Below are 18,743 nucleotides of genomic sequence, written 5' to 3' on the forward strand. Positions count from 1 at the left end.
GATATGCGAGCTATGAAGCCTGCCAGCCCCGTCAGCTTTCACGATCCTGATGTCGGAATATGCCCAGCACCGTCACACAATCGCGCTCGTTAAGATAAGCGATCTTAAACTTGTAACGCCGCGAAACCACTCGCCGGAAGCTGCGGCCTTCGATCCGCACACCGATCGCCGGAAACTGACGAATCAGTTCCAGCGCTCGCCATATGTCGTCGGCTATGCGCACAAGTGCCTCCGGCGCGACGCCATCGAAATAGGCGATTATCTCACGTAGGTCGTGCTCCGCCTCGCGGCGGAAGCGGATCGGTTTCACGAGGCTATGGACCTGCCCAGAAGATCGGCAATCGCTTCAGGAGCGACATACTCCGCATTCGGTTCGGCAACGCGGCGATCGAGTTCGTCCAGTTCGATGGAGGTGAATGCACCCTCGTCTGAATAGCTCGCCATCATGACAGCCAGCGCACCCTCGACCGCGTGCCTGCTTTCCGCCGGGAGCGATTGGGCGAAAGCCACGAACTTTTCGAGCATCGTCATGTAACCGATGTATCACCTCTCGCCCGTCATTGCGAGGAGCCAAAGGCTCCGCGGCAATCCAACTTCCGGCTACACGCCGAGGTGCCAGGAAACGCACCCCGCTCTCCAGGTCGCGAACATGGCCAGTTACGCCTTTCCCCCCACCAAGCTCTTCCTGATTGCCACCGCGCCCTCACCCCTGCTAGCGGCGCGGCCAAGTCAACAAAGGTGCCCGCAATGTCCGATATCAAGCGCGTCGTCCTCGCCTATAGTGGCGGCCTCGATACTTCCGTCATCGCCAAATGGCTCGAGGTGGAGCGCGGGCTGGAAGTGGTCACCTTCACCGCCGATCTCGGCCAGGGCGAGGAGATCGAACCCGCGCGGGCCAAGGCGCGTGCGATGGGCATTCCCGACAAGCACATCTTCATCGAGGACCTGCGCGAGGAATTCGTGCGCGATTTCGTCTTCCCGATGATGCGCGCCAATGCCCGGTACGAAGGCGATTACCTGCTCGGCACCAGCATCGCCCGCCCGCTGATCTCCAAGCGCCTCGTCGAGATCGCGCATGAGACCGGTGCGGACGCCATCGCGCACGGCGCAACCGGCAAGGGCAACGACCAGGTGCGTTTCGAACTGTCGGCCTATGCGCTCGATCCGGATATCAAGGTCATCGCCCCGTGGCGCGATTGGGACCTGACCAGCCGCACCGCGCTGATCGCCTGGGCCGAGGCGCACCAGATCGCCGTGCCCAAGGACAAGCGCGGCGAAAGCCCCTTCTCCACCGATGCGAACCTCCTCCACACCTCGTCCGAGGGCAAGGTGCTCGAGGACCCGTGGGAAGAGACCCCCGACTACGTCTATTCGCGCACCGACCATCCCGAGGATGCGCCCGATACGCCCGAATACATCACGATTGCGTTCGAGCGCGGCGACGGCGTCGCGCTGAATGGCGAGGCGATGAGCCCGGCAACGCTGCTGACCGCGCTCAACGAGCTCGGCCGCAGGCACGGCATCGGCCGCCTCGACCTGGTCGAGAACCGCTTCGTCGGCATGAAAAGCCGCGGCATGTACGAAACCCCCGGCGGCGAGATCTACGCCCGCGCGCATCGCGGGATCGAGCAGATCACGCTCGATCGCGGCGCGGCGCACCTCAAGGACGAACTGATGCCGCGCTATGCCGAACTGGTGTATAACGGCCTCTGGTTCAGCCCCGAGCGCGAAATGCTGCAGGCGGCGGTCGACCTCAGCCAGGAAAAGGTCTCGGGCACGGTCCGGCTCAAGCTCTACAAGGGCACTGCCTCGGTGGTGGGCCGCAAATCGGCGAACTCGCTCTACTCGGAAGCCCATGTCACCTTCGAGGACGATGCCGGTGCCTACGACCAGAAGGACGCCGAAGGCTTCATCAAGCTCAACGCGCTGCGCCTCCGCTTACTGGCCAAGCGCGACCGTTAGTTGCGTTGCACCAAGGTTTTGCGGTGCAATATTGCGCCTGCAACATAGATCGCGATCATAATTTGCGATGAAGCGTTGACTTTTCCACCCCCCTCCACAGCGAAATCGGGGGATGGTGGAAAAGTCGGGTCTCGTCGGCTGGACGAATCGCCCGATCGGGCGCAGCTTCAAGGCATCGGAACGGCGAGGATCTTCCACCGGGTTGATGGCTTAACGGCCTGAAATCACGGAGAAAATCCAGACCGGAAAGACATGGGAGATGCTGTCCATGTGTTTTCCGAGATCGGCATGAGGAAGACTTCGGTCGGATGCAAGCGGGTCGATGACGAAACGCAGCCTACGTCTTTCATGGATCGGACCAACCCGGTCGGATGCCGAGGAGGTATCGCATGGAAAAGGTCTTCGGACCGGATCGGCGATGCAGCCGCTTGAGGTTTCGGCCATTGACGGAAAGTTCGATCGCGGCACCGCCTGTCGAAGGCCGGTCCGGAACGGAAAGCGAGGGTCTTTATGGCCTGGCGCACTCGACCGGATCAGTTGGAGGGTGGAGCCGGATGCCGGTGCGAGCGCCGGTGACAGAACCGGATGCGGCGTCTTCGGACGCAGCGGAAGGGAAAACGTCGGATGCCAAGTTCCTGCCCGTTTCATTCAGTTGGCGGTCAAGACCACGCATCGGTGAGAGTGGGGTCGGCAGCGATGTCGGCCCCATTTGCTCGTAAAGACTTGCTCGTGGGAGCTTGCTGGAAAGGGCAACGTCAGGCTCACGCCGCGATCGGTTAGACGGCGATGTGCCCCCCTTGCATGTCCGAAAGGGTTTGTCCCAGCGCATAAAAGATCCCGATCCGCGATGAACTGTGGCTGGAATGGGGCGGGAACCGTCCACGTTAAGGACTCGGGCCGCAGCCTTCGATATAGACGCCGAAACCGAACGGGAGGTCCACATTATGGCCAATCGCGCGTTTCGCAGCATGCTTTTCCTCGCCGCCCTGGCCTTGCCGGCAACGGCCGCCCAGCCAGAGGAAACCATCCAGATGGCCATTCCCCAAGCCGATTTCGACGCGAGTTTCGCGAGTTTCGAGGCCTTGCCTCCCGCTCCCGAACCCGCAGTCCATGTCGTGGATCTTGGCGCGATCGAGGTGCCGATCGAACTGCCGCCCGCAGCAACCTCAATTGGCAGCGGAGTGGCCTCCTATTACGGCAAGCGCTTTCATGGCCGCCGAACCGCCAATGGCGAACGCTTCGACATGCACGCGATGACTGCGGCTCACCGCACCCTGCCCTTCGGCACATTGGTGGCGGTGACCAATCCGCGCAATGGCAAGACGGTCACGGTCCGGATCAACGATCGCGGCCCCTTCGCGCACGGTCGCTTGATCGATCTCAGCCGCGCTGCCGCGACCGAACTCGGCCTGATCCGGCGCGGGCACGGGACGGTCGAACTCGCCGTCCTCGACCGTTAGGCGGCATGACCCGCCCGAAAGCGGCGCGCCGTTTCGCTTCGCCCCTAAGCTTCGCCCCCTAAAGCGCCAGTTCGCGCTGTTCGTCGGGCAGTTTGGTCCCGTCGAACCGGGCTTCGACCGAAAGACGCACCGCCGCGGCGACATTGCGCACGCCCAGCTTGTTCAACACATTGGCGCGGTGCAACTCGACCGTGCGCGGGCTGATCCCCAGCGTGCGGGCGACTTCCTTGCTCGAAAAGCCTTCACACACCCCGGTCAGAACCTCGCGCTCGCGCGGCGAAAGCTGGCCGATCTTCTGCTTGGCCCGGGCCTGCTCGATCGTCGTGGTAGAATTCTGCCATTTCCGCGCCAGAATATTCGCGAGGCTGCGCTGCAGCCGGTCATCGGGGGTGGGCCATTCGAAATAGCCCGCGGCACCGCCGCTGAGGACGTCCATGATGTGAGAAATGCTGGCTTTCTTCGAATAGGCGACCAGGGGATAGAACCGCCCCGCCTGGCGCAGATCCCGCATCGCTCGGGTGAGTTGAAGGCCATGATCGTGGACCAGCACCCAAGCCTCTTCCGGCCAGCGACCGCCCAGATCGTCGAGACTGTCGGCGGGCACCACGTACCCGATCTTGCCGAGAGCCATGGTGAGTTCATTGCGACTGCGATAGTCGTTGTCGACGACAATGAACGTGTTTTCCTGCATAAGCGATTCGACCCCCATACCCTGTCAAGTTCATCGACGCTCAGGATCGCTTGTTTTCCCCAGCCGTCGCCCGAACTCGTATGGTTACTAAGGGAATAACCGTAGTCATCCGTTCGGATGTCATCCTATAAAATGTCATCTGAACGAACTACGTAAAATGTCCAATCCTCACGTCGCGATGGCTGAGTGCGGTGCCATCTTACCGGCAAATATCCGCTTGCAATCCACGGCGAATCCTAAAAGGATATACGTAGTCCGAATGGATGACATTCAATCGGAATACCGCGCGGAGCGTGCCGAACACAGGATGGGAGAGAGCGCGACCATGGATGACAGTTGGGCCATACGGCAGATTGCCGCCGCAGAAACCCGGGATGACGTATTCACCATCGCCAGGGCCTTCTATCGCACGCACGGCTTCCACGCTTTAAGCTATCTCAAACCCTCGCGCGAGCATCCCGGGCAGGCCGATGTCATATCTTTCGGCTTTCCCGAGGAGTGGATCGCCAGGTATAATGACGGCCTCAACCTGCTCGACCCCTTCCCTTCGCTGATCGCCCGCGCCGGGCGGCCGGTGCGGCTCAGCCACATGGCGGCCGACAAATCGCTTACGCCCGATCAGCGCCATTTCGTCGAACAGGCGCGCGAACACGGGATGACCGATGGCTATGCCTTCCCCACTTTCGGCCCGCATCAGCACCTGGCCGCCTTCGGCATCAACCAGATCGACCATCAGGACCGGGTCGAACATGCCGACATCCCCATCCTCCACGCCATCGCCCAGGCCGCCCATCTGCGGATCGACCAGCTCGAGGCGGGCCTGGTCGAACGGCCCCGGCTGGCGCCGCGCGAAGTGGTGATCCTGCACTGGATCGCGCAGGGCAAGAGCAATGAGGAAATCGCCCTCATCCTGGGCAGCAAGCGCCCGACCATCGCCACGCATATCAAGCGGATATTCTTCAAGCTCAACGTGTCCGACCGCGCCTCGGCGGCGGTCAAGGGCTTGAAATACGGCATTATCGACATCTGAGAACCGGGGCCTCCCCGGATCGGGCCGGGGTCACGATCGGCTTTATCGCTCCCACGGCCTGCTGCGGGGATTGCGGGACCCGGCCCGCACGCTCACCGGCGACGGCGGACGCGGCGCACCAGCAACTCACCCAGCAACGACGCCAGCGCGAAGGTGCCGAGCACGGCGAGAACAACGATTAGCCATTCGGGCATGATGGGACTCCGATGCACGAGGCGGGAGCAATGCCGAAGCTTCTCTCGGTCGCCGGAAAGCCTGAAAAGAGGCCGACGATGCGCGGGGGTCTAGCAGGTACACGGGCAGCGCGCGTTATCAATTGATGTAGTGTGTGGGGGTGCGGTGCGCGAACGGGCAACACTGCCCCTCGCCGCGAGGACCGGCCTGCGAGCACGGGCGCGGGACGCCCGGAATCACCACAATCCTATCCCGATCCCCCGCGCAGGCGGGTGTCTCAGTCGGACTAGCGCCGCGCGCGGTAGCAGGTCTGATGCGAAACCCCCGCCCGCCGCGCCGCCCCGCGCACGGAGCCGGTAACCGCCAGCGCCTCGAGAAACACCACCTGCCGCTCGGCCACGAACTGCGTCTGCGGAGCGCACTCGTCGTCCTCCGCAGCGAGGAGATCGGCGTGGAGGACGATGGGGTGGATGCTCATGCTGCTCATGTCGCTCATGTCGCTCATGCCGCACCTCCCAAGGTGGAGGTAGGCACAACTATCCGAGCCGAAGGCGAGGCAAGCGCGACCGCGCGCCCGAGCTTATGCGAGGTAGCCAAGGCGGACGGATGTCCGCCGCCCGGCGCTTGAGGGACTAAACAGAAAACGGCGTTCATGGTTCACCTCATGGGTTTGAGTGAACCAAAGCATTAAACAAACTTTTGATTAGTAGGAAAACGTAGGCAGCCATTCGTGAATAGCCAAGGGCTTGAAAATTCGAAACAGCATGCGATGACTGCAAGTTAAGATATGGGGGATGTATGCTAGACGAGTTTCAACAGGATTTCTGTCAATCCGAAAGTGATAATATTCGACTGCTAGCGCCTGCTGGTAGTGGAAAAACGCACTCACTGCTGCATCGTTGTCAACAACGATATACTGAGACGGATGGGAAATCTCGTTTCTTAATAGTCACGTTTACGCGCGCAGCCAAAGATGAATTGCAGGCTCGCCTTAATTCTCAAGATTTTGCACCTATCGCCTCTTCCACGGATGTTACCACTCTCAACAGTTGGGGGTGGAGGCGCGTGAGAGACCGCCATCATAGCCCAAGGCTGATTACAAAGACGACAGACCGCAGCTTTGCCGTGCAGAATTCGCTCCAGCCAATCTGGAGCAAATCGAAGAAGATCGAAGCAGCATTCAAAAAGCAAAGGTTCGTGGCTGGTAAGGTCATTTTGAACTTGATGGATCAGGTTAAGAACTTGGGCTTTGATCATATCAAGATGAAGGACCTAACGGACGCCGAAACACACATTCGAGCGCTAGAAGATGTCGGACTTGGAAGATTCCTGCCACAAATTGCACAAGAGCTAGTTGAAATTGGGGCGATTGATCGCGACAAGGCTAAGGATGCCTTCGCAGTGTTTTTTCCATTCTGGAAGAAGGCGACTAAGGCTCTAATTGATCAATCAATATTTACTCTTGAAGATCAAAAATATGTCGCCCTGCGCGACATAGAGGAACAAATCGCCGACGAGCGACTCCCCAGTGGAGGGTCAAAGTACTCTGACATCTTGATTGATGAGTTTCAGGATATTGGTCCTTTGGACTTGCAGCTAATTCGTGCGATTGCTAGGCTGCACCGCGCTCGTATCGTTATAGTAGGTGACGATGACCAAGCTATTTTCGAATGGCGAGGAGCGACGCCTAACTACATCCTCCTTCCTGACAAGTGGTTCGGCCAAAAATTCTCAACATACGTTCTTGAGAAAAACTACCGATGTCCCCGAAATATCGTCACCGCCTCAGATCGTCTTATCCGCAACAACAGACATAGACATGTAAAGAATGTCATTCCTGTCTCGACTGAAGACGCCGAAATACTGCTGATCGAAAATGAAGACTTCACGGATAGCATTGATCATGTGGTAAGTGAGGTTGAGCATTTCGTACATCGAAAGGATATTGGGCGAGAAAGGATAGCGCTGGTATCTAGGAAGCGGGCGCAGCTCATACCCTATCAAATTATGTTGGCTCAGAAGGATATTCCCTTCTGTGCTGCTGAGGATTTGCAGGTCTTTCTAAGTGAAGCCTTCGACTCGCTTGTCGATCTCCTCACAATTCGCATGACTGCGGACGATCGACGGTTCTCTCGTAAGGTAATTGACGATGTTCTGCGCTTATGTAGCCAAGTTAAGCGGTATCCTCTCAGTAAATCAGATCAAGCTTCAGTACGATCGCACCTTACCGGGGCAAAACCCCGGTCGGTCATTGAGGCAATCGAGGCGCTCGAGCATTATCGAGGTCCGCTGAAAGGAGAAAACAAGGATGGGCAAATGAGCCTCTCATTTGCTGACGCCCTCAGAGAATACTGCGAGAGCGAAACCGTTTCTGAGGCTGTCGAAGCAATAAGCGACTGCTTCTCAGGTTTGCAAAAAGACTACGGCAAGGCAGAAGAGGACATTTTTTATTCCGACCCACCATTTCATTATTTGGCAAGATATGCAGACCGTTACAACGATGATTTTGAACAATTTCTTGATGACATTGAGGCGGCTGCAGACACTCTATCGAATGCGCCATCAGAAGAAGATGCCAAGAACCCAGTTTGGGAGCGTCCCGTCCATCTTATGACGGCGCTTCGGGCAAAAGGAAAAGAATTCCACACGGTCGTCATTCTCGACACGAACGAAGGAATTTGGCCAAGCAAACAGGCTGAGACTGCCGAACAGATCGAAGGTGAGCGCCGAATTTTCTATGTTGCTATGACACGTGCAAAAAGACGACTACTCTTCACACTGAGCAAGAAGATCGGAAGTTCCATAGCAAGCCCCTCACCTTTCTTGGCCGAGTCTGGGCTACTAAGGACATTAGTCTGAACCGGTTTTATGTCCGCGATGATTAGCGGTTCCTAGGGAAGTTTGCGGATTTCACTCCGCAGCCTCCCGCTGCCGCTCCAGCATCGGCTTGAGATACTGCCCCGTATAGCTCTCCGGCACCTCAGCAACCTCCTCCGGAGTCCCCTCCGCAACAACCTCCCCGCCCCGCACGCCGCCGCCCGGCCCCAGGTCGAGAATGTGGTCCGCCGTTTTGATGACGTCGAGATTGTGCTCGATCACCACTACCGAATTCCCCTGCTCCACCAGCCGGTGGAGCACTTCGAGGAGCTTGCGGACATCCTCGAAATGGAGGCCCGTGGTGGGCTCGTCGAGGATGTAGAGCGTCTGGCCGGTGCTGCGCTTGCTGAGTTCCTTGGCGAGCTTCACCCGCTGCGCCTCGCCGCCTGACAGCGTGGTGGCCTGCTGGCCGACCTTGACGTAGCCCAGCCCCACCTCGTTCAGCATGTGCATTTTGTCGCGGATCGGGGGGACGGCCTTGAAGAAGCCTTCCGCATCCTCGATCGTCATGTCGAGCACGTCGGCGATAGAGTGGCCCTTGAACTTCACCTCCAGCGTTTCGCGGTTGTAGCGCTTGCCGCCGCATTCCTCGCAGGTGACGTAGACGTCGGGCAGGAAGTGCATCTCGATCTTGATCAGCCCGTCGCCCTGGCACGCCTCGCAGCGGCCGCCCTTGACGTTGAAGCTGAAGCGGCCGGGCTTGTAGCCGCGCGCCTGCGCTTCCGGCAGGCCGGCGAACCAGTCGCGGATCTGGGTGAAGGCTCCGGTGTAGGTCGCCGGGTTGGAGCGCGGAGTGCGGCCGATGGGCGACTGGTCGATCTCGATCACCTTGTCGCAATATTCGAGGCCGGTGACCTTGTCGTGCGCGCCCGCGACCACGCGTGCCCCGTTGAGCGTGCGCGCGGCGGCGGCATAGAGCGTGTCGATGGTAAAGGACGACTTGCCCGAACCCGAAACGCCCGTGATGCAGGTGAAGGTGCCGAGCGGGATCGAGGCGGTGACGTTGTCGAGATTGTTCGCCCGCGCGCCGTGGACGGTGAGCTGGTGGCCATTGCCCTTGCGCCGTTCTGTCGGCACGGCGATCGCACGGCGGCCGGTGAGGTAATCGGCGGTGAGCGATTTCTTGCTCTTAAGCACCTGTTTCAGCGTGCCCTGCGCCACCACCTCGCCCCCGTGGACGCCCGCGCCCGGGCCGAGATCGACCACATGATCGGCGGCGCGGATCGCGTCCTCGTCATGCTCGACCACGATCACCGTATTGCCGAGATCGCGCAGCCGCTTGAGCGTTTCGAGCAGCCGGTCGTTGTCGCGCTGATGGAGGCCGATGCTGGGTTCGTCGAGCACGTAGAGCACGCCCGAAAGGCCCGAGCCGATCTGCGAGGCGAGGCGGATGCGCTGGCTCTCCCCGCCGGACAATGTGCCGCTGGTGCGGTCGAGGTTGAGATAGTCGAGCCCGACATTGTCGAGAAAGCCCAGCCGCTCGTTGATTTCCTTGAGGATGGCATGCGCGATCTGGCGCTGCGTGTCGGTGAGCTTGCCGGGCAGCGCGAGGAACCACTCCTTCGCATCGGCAACGCTCATCTTGGTCGGCGTGGCGATGTCGGTGCCCGCGATTTTCACCGCGAGCGCCTTCTCGTTGAGGCGCTTGCCGTGGCAGGTCTCGCATGGCTGCGCGGTCTGGAATTTGGACAGCTCCTCGCGCATCCAGGCGCTTTCGGTCTGCAACAGGCGGCGGTTCAAGTTGCCGATCACGCCTTCGAACGGCTTCTTCACCGTATAGCTTTTGCGCCCGTCCTTGAAGGTCAGCGGTATGGCGCGGCCCTTCGTGCCGTGCAGGATGATGTCGCGAATTTCCTTGTCGAAATCTTCCCACGGGGTCTCGAGGCTGAACTCGTATTCCTTCGCAAGGCTGGCGAGCACCTGCATGTAATAGGGGCTCGGCGGGTTGGACTTCGCCCAGGGCACCACCGCGCCTTTCTTGAGGCTCAGCGCCTCGTTCGGCACGACCAGTTGCGGATCGAACAACTGCTTCTCGCCGATCCCGTCGCAAGTCGGGCAGGCGCCTTGGGGGGCGTTGAAGGAGAACAGGCGCGGCTCGACTTCCTCGATGGTGAAGCCCGAGACCGGGCAGGAGAACTTCTCGGAAAAGACGATGCGATTGGCGGGCAATCCGGCGCCCTTCATTTTCTGAGTCCCTTCCCTTGAGGGAAGGGGTTGGGGATGGGTGTTCGGCACCCGCGAGGTGGCCTCCCCCACCCCCGGCCCCGGCCCCGTGGGGAGGGGAGGCATAACCTCGGTGACAGTCCCGTCAGCCAGATCGACATAAGCCAGCCCTTCGGCCAGTTTGAGCGCGGTTTCGAAACTGTCGGCGAGGCGCGTTTCGAGGCCCTCCTTCACCGCCAGCCGGTCGACCACCACTTCGATGTCGTGCTTGAACTTCTTGTCGAGCGCGGGCGCTTCCTCGATCGGGTACATCTCGCCGTCGATGCGCACGCGGGTGAACCCGGCCTTCTGCCACTCGGCCAGTTCCTTGCGGTATTCGCCCTTGCGTCCACGCACGACGGGGGCAAGCAGATAGAGCCGCGTGCCTTCGGGCAGCGCCATCACCCGGTCGACCATGTTGGAAACCGTCTGCGCCTGGATCGGCAGGCCGGTGGCGGGGCTGTAGGGCACGCCCACGCGCGCCCAGAGCAGGCGCATATAGTCGTAGATCTCGGTTACCGTCGCGACGGTCGAGCGCGGGTTGCGGCTGGTGGTCTTCTGCTCGATCGAGATCGCGGGGCTGAGCCCGTCGATATGCTCGACATCGGGCTTTTGCATCATTTCCAGGAATTGCCGCGCATAGGCGCTCAGGCTTTCGACATAGCGCCGCTGCCCTTCGGCATAGATCGTATCGAAGGCGAGGCTCGATTTGCCCGAGCCCGACAGGCCGGTGATCACGATCAGCGCATCGCGCGGCAAGTCGATATCGACGCCCTTGAGGTTGTGCTCGCGCGCGCCGCGGACGGAAATTTTGGTGAGTGCCATGGGCGGCCTATGTTCCTGTTGTGTTCGACCAAGTCAAGGGCGGTCTGTTTGGGGAGCGCATCGCGACCATCGGGGTTCCAGCCATGCGAATGGCAGGATGCCGGATATAGGAAGCGCCGACGCAGTTCCAATCGCTGCGGCAACCAGTGTGGCGCCGAGAAGCGCGAGCGGGCCATCTGCTGCGGATTGTCGAATAATCGCACCCATGGCATAGAAGCGATGCCGCTTCGACAAGAGTGGAAGCACCGGGTGGCCAATAAATGTAGCCCGTTCGACAGCACTGCGCCCCGTTCGTCGGCGTGTCGCTTCCACGGGCCAGACGATTGACTGTTCGAATACAGGTTTGCCGCCTGTTTCGGATCAATCGGTTCGACCCTACGCTTCGATCGAGCCGTCAACACATCTGAAGGGGGAAGATGATGGAACAAACCGAACCGCAAGAGGGAGAGGCCGCCCAGGCCCAAAGCGGCACGGGCGGGGGAAATGGCAAGAAACGCGACTGGCGCACGAGCGACATCCATTTGGGTGAGCGATGGGACATAGCCCGCTTTCATCCCAACGCCACGAAGGAGAATCCCGCGGCCGATGATGAAGACCTGTTCCTGTGGGACATTTATTTCGGTGCCAATTATCTGGAACGGGAAGAGCCCGCCCCCGTGGACGAGCAGGAACTGGCCTTCAAAAGCAAGATCGAACAGACGCTGGGCGTGCTCAAGGCGATTTACCGCCCTGCCCCGGCGACCGAGAACGGGGAGAGCAAATGGGCTCGTTTCGGCAAGAGGTTACGCCGGATGATCATCGGCGCGCAGGCCGATCATCAGACCGATGCCTGGGAAAAAGAGTGCGAGGTCAGATTCAAGGAGGCCTTCGACCGGCTGTTTAGCCTGACAACGCTCGCTTTCACTGTGAAAAACGTCGATCTGCGGGCCGCCGACGGCGCCCTCGAAACTCTGCGGAATGAAACCTTGATGCGCGAAGGGAGCCGGATCAAGAACCACTACATGTTCAAGCTCGGCGCGCCTGCATTCGGCGCCGCGGTCATCTTTCTTCTGCTGTACCTGCTTTACGACAAGTCTCCGGGCTTCTTCGCCACGCTGTGCGGCGCCTATGGCGATCGGCTCGACTGGATGTGCGCGAAACCCAGCGAAACGCGCGAATATGTCGCCCTGTTTCCTTCCGAAGCCTATCGGTTTCGCGCCATGTTCCTGTTGCTGGCGGGCTGCATGATCGGAACCTGGCTGTCATTCGCCGCGCGCAAGGTGACGCTGGCCTTCACCGATCTGGCCGAGCTGGAGGGAGATCGGCTTGCCCCGCGAATGCGCCTGCTTTTCACCGGTTCGCTGGCGGTGGTCTTCTCGCTGTTCTTTATTACCGGCGTGGTCGAATTCCGCTTCAGTTCGATGAGCACGGGCCAGATCATGCAGAGCGGCACGATCGCCCTGCTGATCGGGTTGATCTTCGGCCTGTTGGAACAGAGCCTGCCTGCTGCGGTCATGGATCGGGCACGCGGGGTGTTCGAAACGGGCAAGACGAAAACCGCGCCTTAGAAACGAGAACCATTCCCGACTCTCCCCCGTCCGGATCGGGGAGCCGCACCGACAAGCACGGCCGACGAACTATCGAGACCGCGCACATGCCGTCGCTTGCCGATGGTTCTGTGTGGTTCACCGAGTTCATATGCCGCCGCCATCGCGGGCGTGTTAGCGCAGGCCATCACTACAATTCAGGGGACTTTTCATGCCACGCATCCATTCGCTCGCCAGCACGGCGGCAGTCTCGGCGCTCGCGCTGGGCCTCGCGCTTTCCACACCGGCCTTCGCCGAAGAAACCACCGATGATGAAAACACCATTGTCGTCACCGGTTCGGCCAAGATCGGCGAATACGGCCTCGACCTTACCGCCCGCGATCTCACCGCCGATCCGGGCGACGATTTCGAACGCTACGCATCGGGTGCCTGGATCGACCGTACCGAGATTCCTGCGGATCGCCCCTCGGTCGGCTCGTTCTACAATCTGCGCGAGGACGTGACCGAGCAGGTCAATGGTCTCATCACCGAAGCGCCGGCGGGCACGCAATACGGCGCGCTTTACGCCAGTTTCATGAACGAGAAGGCGATCGAGAAGGTCGGCATCGCCCCGCTCAAGCGCGAACTGGCTGCGGTCGACGCGCTATCCGACAAGAGCGCATTCGCCCGCTACATGGGCGCGACTTACGCCAAATTCGGCGGCACGCTGTTCGGCGCGGCGCCCTATGCCGATCCCGACGATCCCACAATCAACGCGCTATGGATGTTCTCGGGCGGCCTCGGTCTTCCGGAAAAGGACTACTACTTCAATTCGAAGTTCGATGAGAAACGCATCGCCTATTACGAATATCTGGTGCGCACCTTCCGCAATATCGGCGAGGAGGACCCTCGCGGCGCGGCTAGCCGCGTGATGACGTTCGAAACCTATGTCGCCCAACTCAACTGGGACGTCGAGCAGACCCGCCAGATCGAGAAGATCAACAACCCGATGTCGAGCGACGAACTGGTCGCCTATGCGCCGGGTGTCGATTGGGCCGCGTTCTTCGACGGGCACAACATCCCGCCGCAGGATCGCATCATCGTGACCGACAATACGGCGATAAAGGCAATCGCGGAACTCTTCGCCAGCACCGATCTGGAAACGCTCATACTGTGGCAGAAGGCCCGTGTTACGCACCAGGCCTCGCCCTATCTCAACGCGAAGATGGTCGAAAGCCGGTTTCGGTACACCAGCGCCCTGAACGGCACCAGCGAGCAGCGCGCGCGCTGGAAACGCGCGGTCGACACGATCGATGGCTCGCTGGGCGAGCTTGTCGGCGAAGCCTATGTCGAGGAATACTTCCCCAAGATCGCGAAAACGCGGATGGACGAGCTGGTGAAGAACTTGAAGCTGGCCATGGGCGACCGCATCCGTGAAAACGACTGGATGACTCCGGAAACCAAGCAGGCCGCGCTCGAAAAGCTCGCGCGGATGGATGTGATGGTCGGTTATCCAGAGGAGTTCCGCGACTATTCGCAGTTGCCCATGTCGCCCGACGACCTGTTCGGCAATATGGTCCGCGCGACCCGGTTCAACGCGGATTACCAGATGAGCGATCTTGGCAAGCCGGTCGACCGCAGCAAATGGGCAATGAACCCCCAGACCGTGAATGCCTATAATGGCGGGCTGGAAAACAAGATGGTCTTCCCGGCCGGCATCCTCCAGCCGCCGTTCTTCGATGCCTGGGCCGACCCCGCGGTCAACTACGGCGCCATCGGGGTGGTGATCGGCCACGAAATCAGCCACGGCTTCGACGATCAGGGCCGCAAGATCGACGCCGATGGCGCCATCAAGGATTGGTGGACGGCCCAGGACGCGGAACGGTTCAACGCCGAAGCCAAGAAGTTCGGCGAACAATACGCCGCCTTCGAAGTCGTGCCCGGCAGCTTCATCAATCCGGACCTGACCATGGGCGAGAATATCGCCGATCTGGCCGGCGTACTGGTGGCTTACGATGCCTACAAAAAATCGCTGAATGGCGAAGAAGCGCCGGTGATCGACGGGCTGACCGGCGACCAGCGCTTCTTCCTCGCCTATGCGCAGGTGTGGCGGGCGAAGGCGCGCGAGGATTCGCTGCGCAATCAGGTCGCGACCGACCCGCACAGCCCGCCGCGCTATCGCACGATCGCGCCGCTGCGCAATGTCGATGCGTGGTACGAGGCATTCAACATCACGCCCGAGGACGAAATGTACATTGCGCCCGAGGATCGCGTGCGCATCTGGTGACCGATCGGGCGGCGCGGAGACCCTTGTCCGCGCGCCGCCACGAGGCTTTCCGTCCGCGCCTCTGCTGAGCCATGGCCGCAAGCGGGGCCAGCCGGAGACCCTTCCCGGACCGCCCTCGCAGGGTCTATCGCGTAGGCCGATTCTGTGTTGCACCCCATCGATTGACCGCCCGGACGTGGCTGGGCAGCGACGAATCGGGGACCAATGAGGCTTCGCGAACCGTTTCATAGGCAAGTCAGACACCAAGCGAGAGCGCATGAAATCGCATGCGCCCCGTCGCAGCGCCGGTGTCCCAACACGTTGATACTATGAAAGGTGCCTCTCCACATGGACAAGGACACCGCGCACTATTCGAACGAGACCGCCGGGAAACCGCCGTCTCCGGCACAACGCGCGCAGAACGACGCCAAGCTCAGGGCGATCCTCGAAGATCTCAACCGTCCGCTCGACGATGTCGATTGGGCGCATACCACTTTGCGCGGCAAAAAGGGTGAAAAGCCCGAGAGCTTTCTGAAACGCCGTCGCCGCGAGCGCCAGCATCGCCGTGATCTGCGCCAGGCGCGCCGGGCGGCCGCGCGGGCCTTCGATGTGAGGCCCAAAATGTCCACCCGCAAACGGGCCACGCTGATGCTGGGTGCGGGCGCGCTGGGGCTGACTGCATTCACCGGCCCGCCCAAGGCGCGTAAGGCCATGGCCCCTTCCAGCGCCATCGAGATGGTTCACGATGCCCGGAGCGCACGCCAGCCCGCCCCGTTAATCAAGGCGAGCGATACGTTCAAACAGGCCCTGATCGAAGAAGAGGGCGTGCGATTCACCGTCTATCGCGATGTCGCGGGCTATCCGACCGTCGGCGTTGGCCATCTCGTCGAACCCGAAGACGGACTGAGAGTTGGCGACCGGATTAGCGAGCAACAGGTTCTGGCATTTCTCGAGGCCGACCTCGCCGAAGCCGAACAGGGGGTCCGCCAACTGGTCGGCGATCTGCCGCTCTACCAGCACGAGTTCGATGCCCTGCTCGATCTCGTTTACAATGTCGGTATCGGCAATGTGTCGCCGGACAAGAGCCCCCGCCTCAATGCCGCCATCGACGCGGGCGATTACGAGCGTATCGCGACCGAACTCGATTATACCCATGCGGGCGGCAAATTCGCCAAGGGGCTGCAATATCGCAGCGAACGCCGTGCCAAGATATTCATGGACGCGTCTTACGACGATCCGCGAGAAGCGTCCGGGCAGAATTCCGCCTAATATGACCGCCTCGGCTTACCTTGCTTTTACATTCTGCATGATAATGATTCCTTCGCACGAGCAGCAGGCGCGGGACTATAGTGACGGTACAGAACGAGGAGTATGACGAGGATTGGCGCACCGAGCGCCTGCATCTCCTTGTTCGTTCTGCAGCCGAGACGGAACGCCGGACCCTGCCCGCCAATATCGCCGGAACGCTGCTGGTCATCGGTGCCGCTCAATCGCTGCCCAACGCCGCCGATTTCTATATTCCCATGCTGCTCCGCTTTCTCGCCCTGTTCGCGACGGCGCTGCTCTACGAAACGATCCGCCGACGGTTGGACGGAAGGGCAAAAACCCTGGTCCCGATGCGAATGGCGTCGGCCGTGGCGGCTTTTGGCGGAGCGAGTTGGGCGAGCATAATCCTCCCGATATTCCTCGATCCCTATCTGCACCCCGCATCCTATATCGTGACTGCGGGCGTGTTTATCAGTGTTGCGCTGGTCATCACCAGCACTTCGGCGATCAAGCGTATCGCCATTCCGTACACCATCGGCTTTATGGGGACCTTTTTCGCCGCGCTGGCTTTCATTCCGCCGAACACCGCAATCTGGCTGGCGGGCGGTTTGACCTTTATTATGGCCGGGATCGTCATTTTCAGCATCGGAAGCAGCCGCCAACGGCTCGAATCCGCGAATATGTTGGTTCACAACCAACGTCTGACGGAGGATCTCGAGGAGGCGCTGGCACGGGCTGAATTCCTTGCCATACGCGATCCGCTGACGGGATTGTACAACCGGCGGGCCTTGTTCGAGGACCGGATATACGAGAACGCGCCGGGCAACCGCTATCACGTGCTGATCGTCGATCTGGATCACTTCAAACAGGTCAACGACCGGTTCGGCCACGATACGGGCGACCGCGTTCTGATCGGCGTCGCAACCGCCATTCGCGATGTCCTTCGCAGCCTTCCCGGGGAAGGCCATCTCGCCGCGCGGCTGGGCGGCGAGGAGTTCGCCGTGTTTCTCGCCATCGCCGACGATACGGAAGCCGATAACGCTGCCGAACGCCTGCGCGCGGCGTGTCATCGGGTTGCCGCCAGGTTCGGGCTCCCGCCCGGCGTCGGCACGGCATCGATCGGGATTTCCTCGATGCCGCGCGGAGAACATGTTAGCGAAGCCTTGCAGCGCGCCGACAATGCACTCTACGAAGCCAAGGAAAGTGGCCGCAATCGCGTCAAGCGGCAGGTCGCCTGAACTTTTCCAATACGCCGGTCGAGCGGCGCTGCCCATCTATGTCCCATCGCCTTTTCATCGGTATTTGCCCCCCTTCGGCAATCCGCGATGCGTTGATCGACCTGATGGAAGGTGTCGACGACGCGCGCTGGCAGGACGAGAACCAACTGCATCTGACACTTCGCTTCATCGGTGAAGTGGACACTCACCGCGCCGACGATCTGGCCGAGCGGCTGCGCATGGCCATCGGGGCGGACTTCGCGCTGACAATTCGCGGGGTTGGCGTTTTCGAAAAGAAAGGCCGCGTGCACACGCTGTGGGCGGGCATCGAAAAAACGCCCGAACTGCTGCGCCTGCAACGCCGCATCGAACGGATCTGCATCGCTGCGGGTCTGGAACCCGAACACCGTAAATATCACCCTCACATCACCCTCGCACGATGCAATCTGGCAACCGGTCCTCTCGAACCGTTTCTCGCCAGGAATGCCGGGTTGCGCCTTGGCCCATGGAAGGCCGAGGCCTATATTCTGTATGAAGCTTTCCTGCGGCCCGAAGGTTCTGTTTACGAACCGGTCGTCCGCTATCCACTCGAACCAGGCCCATGAAGATCCCACCCCTGCCCCTGCTGATACTGTCCTGCGCGGCGCTTGCCGGATGCGCACCGGAACGCGCGCCCGAAAAGGAGGCCAACACCCAGATCCTAGCCGAGGCGGTAGCCAAGCCGGAGGATTGCCTGCTGCTGGTATGGTCGAACCAAGAAGAGCGCCGGGTCGACTTCGATCGCGAAAACGATTTTGTCGAAGGCGGCGCGATTTCCTGCGCCACGGGCACCAGCGCCAGCCAATTCGACGCCGCCATCGCCGCGCTGCGCGAAGCGGCGAAGAGCGGTAACAAGGCACGTATTCTCGAGGAAATCGGCCTTCCGCTGCTCTATATCGATGCACAAGGCAATCGCCGCGAAATCGAGGATCGCCAAGAGGTCGAAGCGGTATTCGACGAGATATTCGATCCCGCAATGCTCGACTTGCTGCAACAGCTCGATCTTTCGAGGATGAGCGTTGCCAAGGACCAGGGTGCCTTTTTCGATCTCGGTGCCCTGTGGCTGGTGGTCGATCGGGATGGCGGCCGCCCGCGCCTGATGACCGTCAACCGCCAGGCTCTGGACGAAGCGATCACGGCGGCGCGCGACCAGGCCGAACGGAACCAGGGCCACCCCGTTCCGTTCGACTAACGTAGAAGGAGCGCCGACCGGCGACTTGTGCGGCCTT

15 protein-coding genes are annotated in these 18,743 nt (G+C 60.7%); 10 read left to right on the plus strand and 5 right to left on the minus strand.

Features of this window, described 5'->3' with window-relative positions:
- Nucleotides 1-31 precede the first annotated feature (31 nt).
- On the minus strand, nucleotides 32-310 hold the full coding sequence (locus tag L5849_RS03015) for a type II toxin-antitoxin system RelE/ParE family toxin (protein ID WP_115417058.1): 279 nt from the start codon (nucleotides 308-310) through the stop codon (nucleotides 32-34).
- The gene (locus L5849_RS03020; protein ID WP_115417059.1) at nucleotides 307-531 is read right to left on the minus strand and encodes a hypothetical protein; all 225 of its coding nucleotides are present in this window, start codon (nucleotides 529-531) and stop codon (nucleotides 307-309) included. Before L5849_RS03020 ends, L5849_RS03015 begins: the two co-directional genes overlap by 4 nt.
- A gap of 216 nt (nucleotides 532-747) precedes the next feature.
- On the opposite strand from L5849_RS03020, the gene L5849_RS03025 reads away from it, so the two are divergent.
- Nucleotides 748-1,962, plus strand: coding sequence for an argininosuccinate synthase (locus tag L5849_RS03025; RefSeq protein WP_236924370.1), 1,215 nt, complete (start codon nucleotides 748-750; stop codon nucleotides 1,960-1,962).
- 944 nt (nucleotides 1,963-2,906) lie between these two features.
- Nucleotides 2,907-3,422, plus strand: a complete 516-nt coding sequence (locus L5849_RS03030) for a septal ring lytic transglycosylase RlpA family protein (protein WP_236924372.1) — start codon at nucleotides 2,907-2,909, stop codon at nucleotides 3,420-3,422.
- Nucleotides 3,423-3,480: 58 nt separating this feature from the next.
- Here L5849_RS03030 and L5849_RS03035 read toward each other — a convergent pair whose 3' ends face one another.
- A complete protein-coding gene (locus L5849_RS03035; RefSeq protein ID WP_115417063.1) occupies nucleotides 3,481-4,131 on the minus strand; it encodes a response regulator transcription factor in 651 nt (216 codons plus the stop codon).
- A 241-nt stretch (nucleotides 4,132-4,372) separates the two neighbouring features.
- Between L5849_RS03035 and L5849_RS03040 the strand changes: the two genes are divergently transcribed.
- Nucleotides 4,373-5,143, plus strand: a complete 771-nt coding sequence (locus L5849_RS03040; protein WP_236924375.1) for a LuxR family transcriptional regulator — start codon at nucleotides 4,373-4,375, stop codon at nucleotides 5,141-5,143.
- A gap of 460 nt (nucleotides 5,144-5,603) precedes the next feature.
- Here L5849_RS03040 and L5849_RS03045 read toward each other — a convergent pair whose 3' ends face one another.
- On the minus strand, nucleotides 5,604-5,822 hold the full coding sequence (locus L5849_RS03045) for a hypothetical protein (protein ID WP_236924377.1): 219 nt from the start codon (nucleotides 5,820-5,822) through the stop codon (nucleotides 5,604-5,606).
- Nucleotides 5,823-6,115: 293 nt separating this feature from the next.
- Here L5849_RS03045 and L5849_RS03050 point away from each other — a divergent pair, with 293 nt between their 5' ends.
- Entirely contained in the window at nucleotides 6,116-8,176 is a 2,061-nt protein-coding gene (locus tag L5849_RS03050; protein WP_236924379.1) for a 3'-5' exonuclease, read from the plus strand.
- A 51-nt stretch (nucleotides 8,177-8,227) separates the two neighbouring features.
- Here L5849_RS03050 and uvrA read toward each other — a convergent pair whose 3' ends face one another.
- Nucleotides 8,228-11,221 (minus strand): excinuclease ABC subunit UvrA, encoded by a 2,994-nt coding sequence (gene uvrA, locus L5849_RS03055; protein WP_236924381.1) that lies wholly within the window; start codon nucleotides 11,219-11,221, stop codon nucleotides 8,228-8,230.
- Between the two features lie 419 nt (nucleotides 11,222-11,640).
- On the opposite strand from uvrA, the gene L5849_RS03060 reads away from it, so the two are divergent.
- From L5849_RS03060 to L5849_RS03085, 6 genes are all read left to right on the plus strand, one after another.
- Nucleotides 11,641-12,768, plus strand: a complete 1,128-nt coding sequence (locus L5849_RS03060; protein WP_236924382.1) for a hypothetical protein — start codon at nucleotides 11,641-11,643, stop codon at nucleotides 12,766-12,768.
- Between the two features lie 190 nt (nucleotides 12,769-12,958).
- Nucleotides 12,959-15,013: a M13 family metallopeptidase gene (locus L5849_RS03065; RefSeq protein ID WP_236924384.1), complete on the plus strand. Its 2,055-nt coding sequence runs from the start codon at nucleotides 12,959-12,961 to the stop codon at nucleotides 15,011-15,013.
- A gap of 327 nt (nucleotides 15,014-15,340) precedes the next feature.
- A complete protein-coding gene (locus tag L5849_RS03070) occupies nucleotides 15,341-16,261 on the plus strand; it encodes a lysozyme (protein WP_236924385.1) in 921 nt (306 codons plus the stop codon).
- Nucleotides 16,262-16,341: 80 nt separating this feature from the next.
- Nucleotides 16,342-17,496, plus strand: coding sequence for a GGDEF domain-containing protein (locus L5849_RS16095; RefSeq protein WP_236924386.1), 1,155 nt, complete (start codon nucleotides 16,342-16,344; stop codon nucleotides 17,494-17,496).
- A 38-nt stretch (nucleotides 17,497-17,534) separates the two neighbouring features.
- Nucleotides 17,535-18,080: an RNA 2',3'-cyclic phosphodiesterase gene (gene thpR, locus L5849_RS03080; RefSeq protein ID WP_236924387.1), complete on the plus strand. Its 546-nt coding sequence runs from the start codon at nucleotides 17,535-17,537 to the stop codon at nucleotides 18,078-18,080.
- A complete protein-coding gene (locus tag L5849_RS03085) occupies nucleotides 18,077-18,706 on the plus strand; it encodes a hypothetical protein (protein ID WP_236924388.1) in 630 nt (209 codons plus the stop codon). Before thpR ends, L5849_RS03085 begins: the two co-directional genes overlap by 4 nt.
- Nucleotides 18,707-18,743 lie beyond the last annotated feature (37 nt).

It is taken from the genome of Erythrobacter sp. SN021, assembly GCF_021864455.1.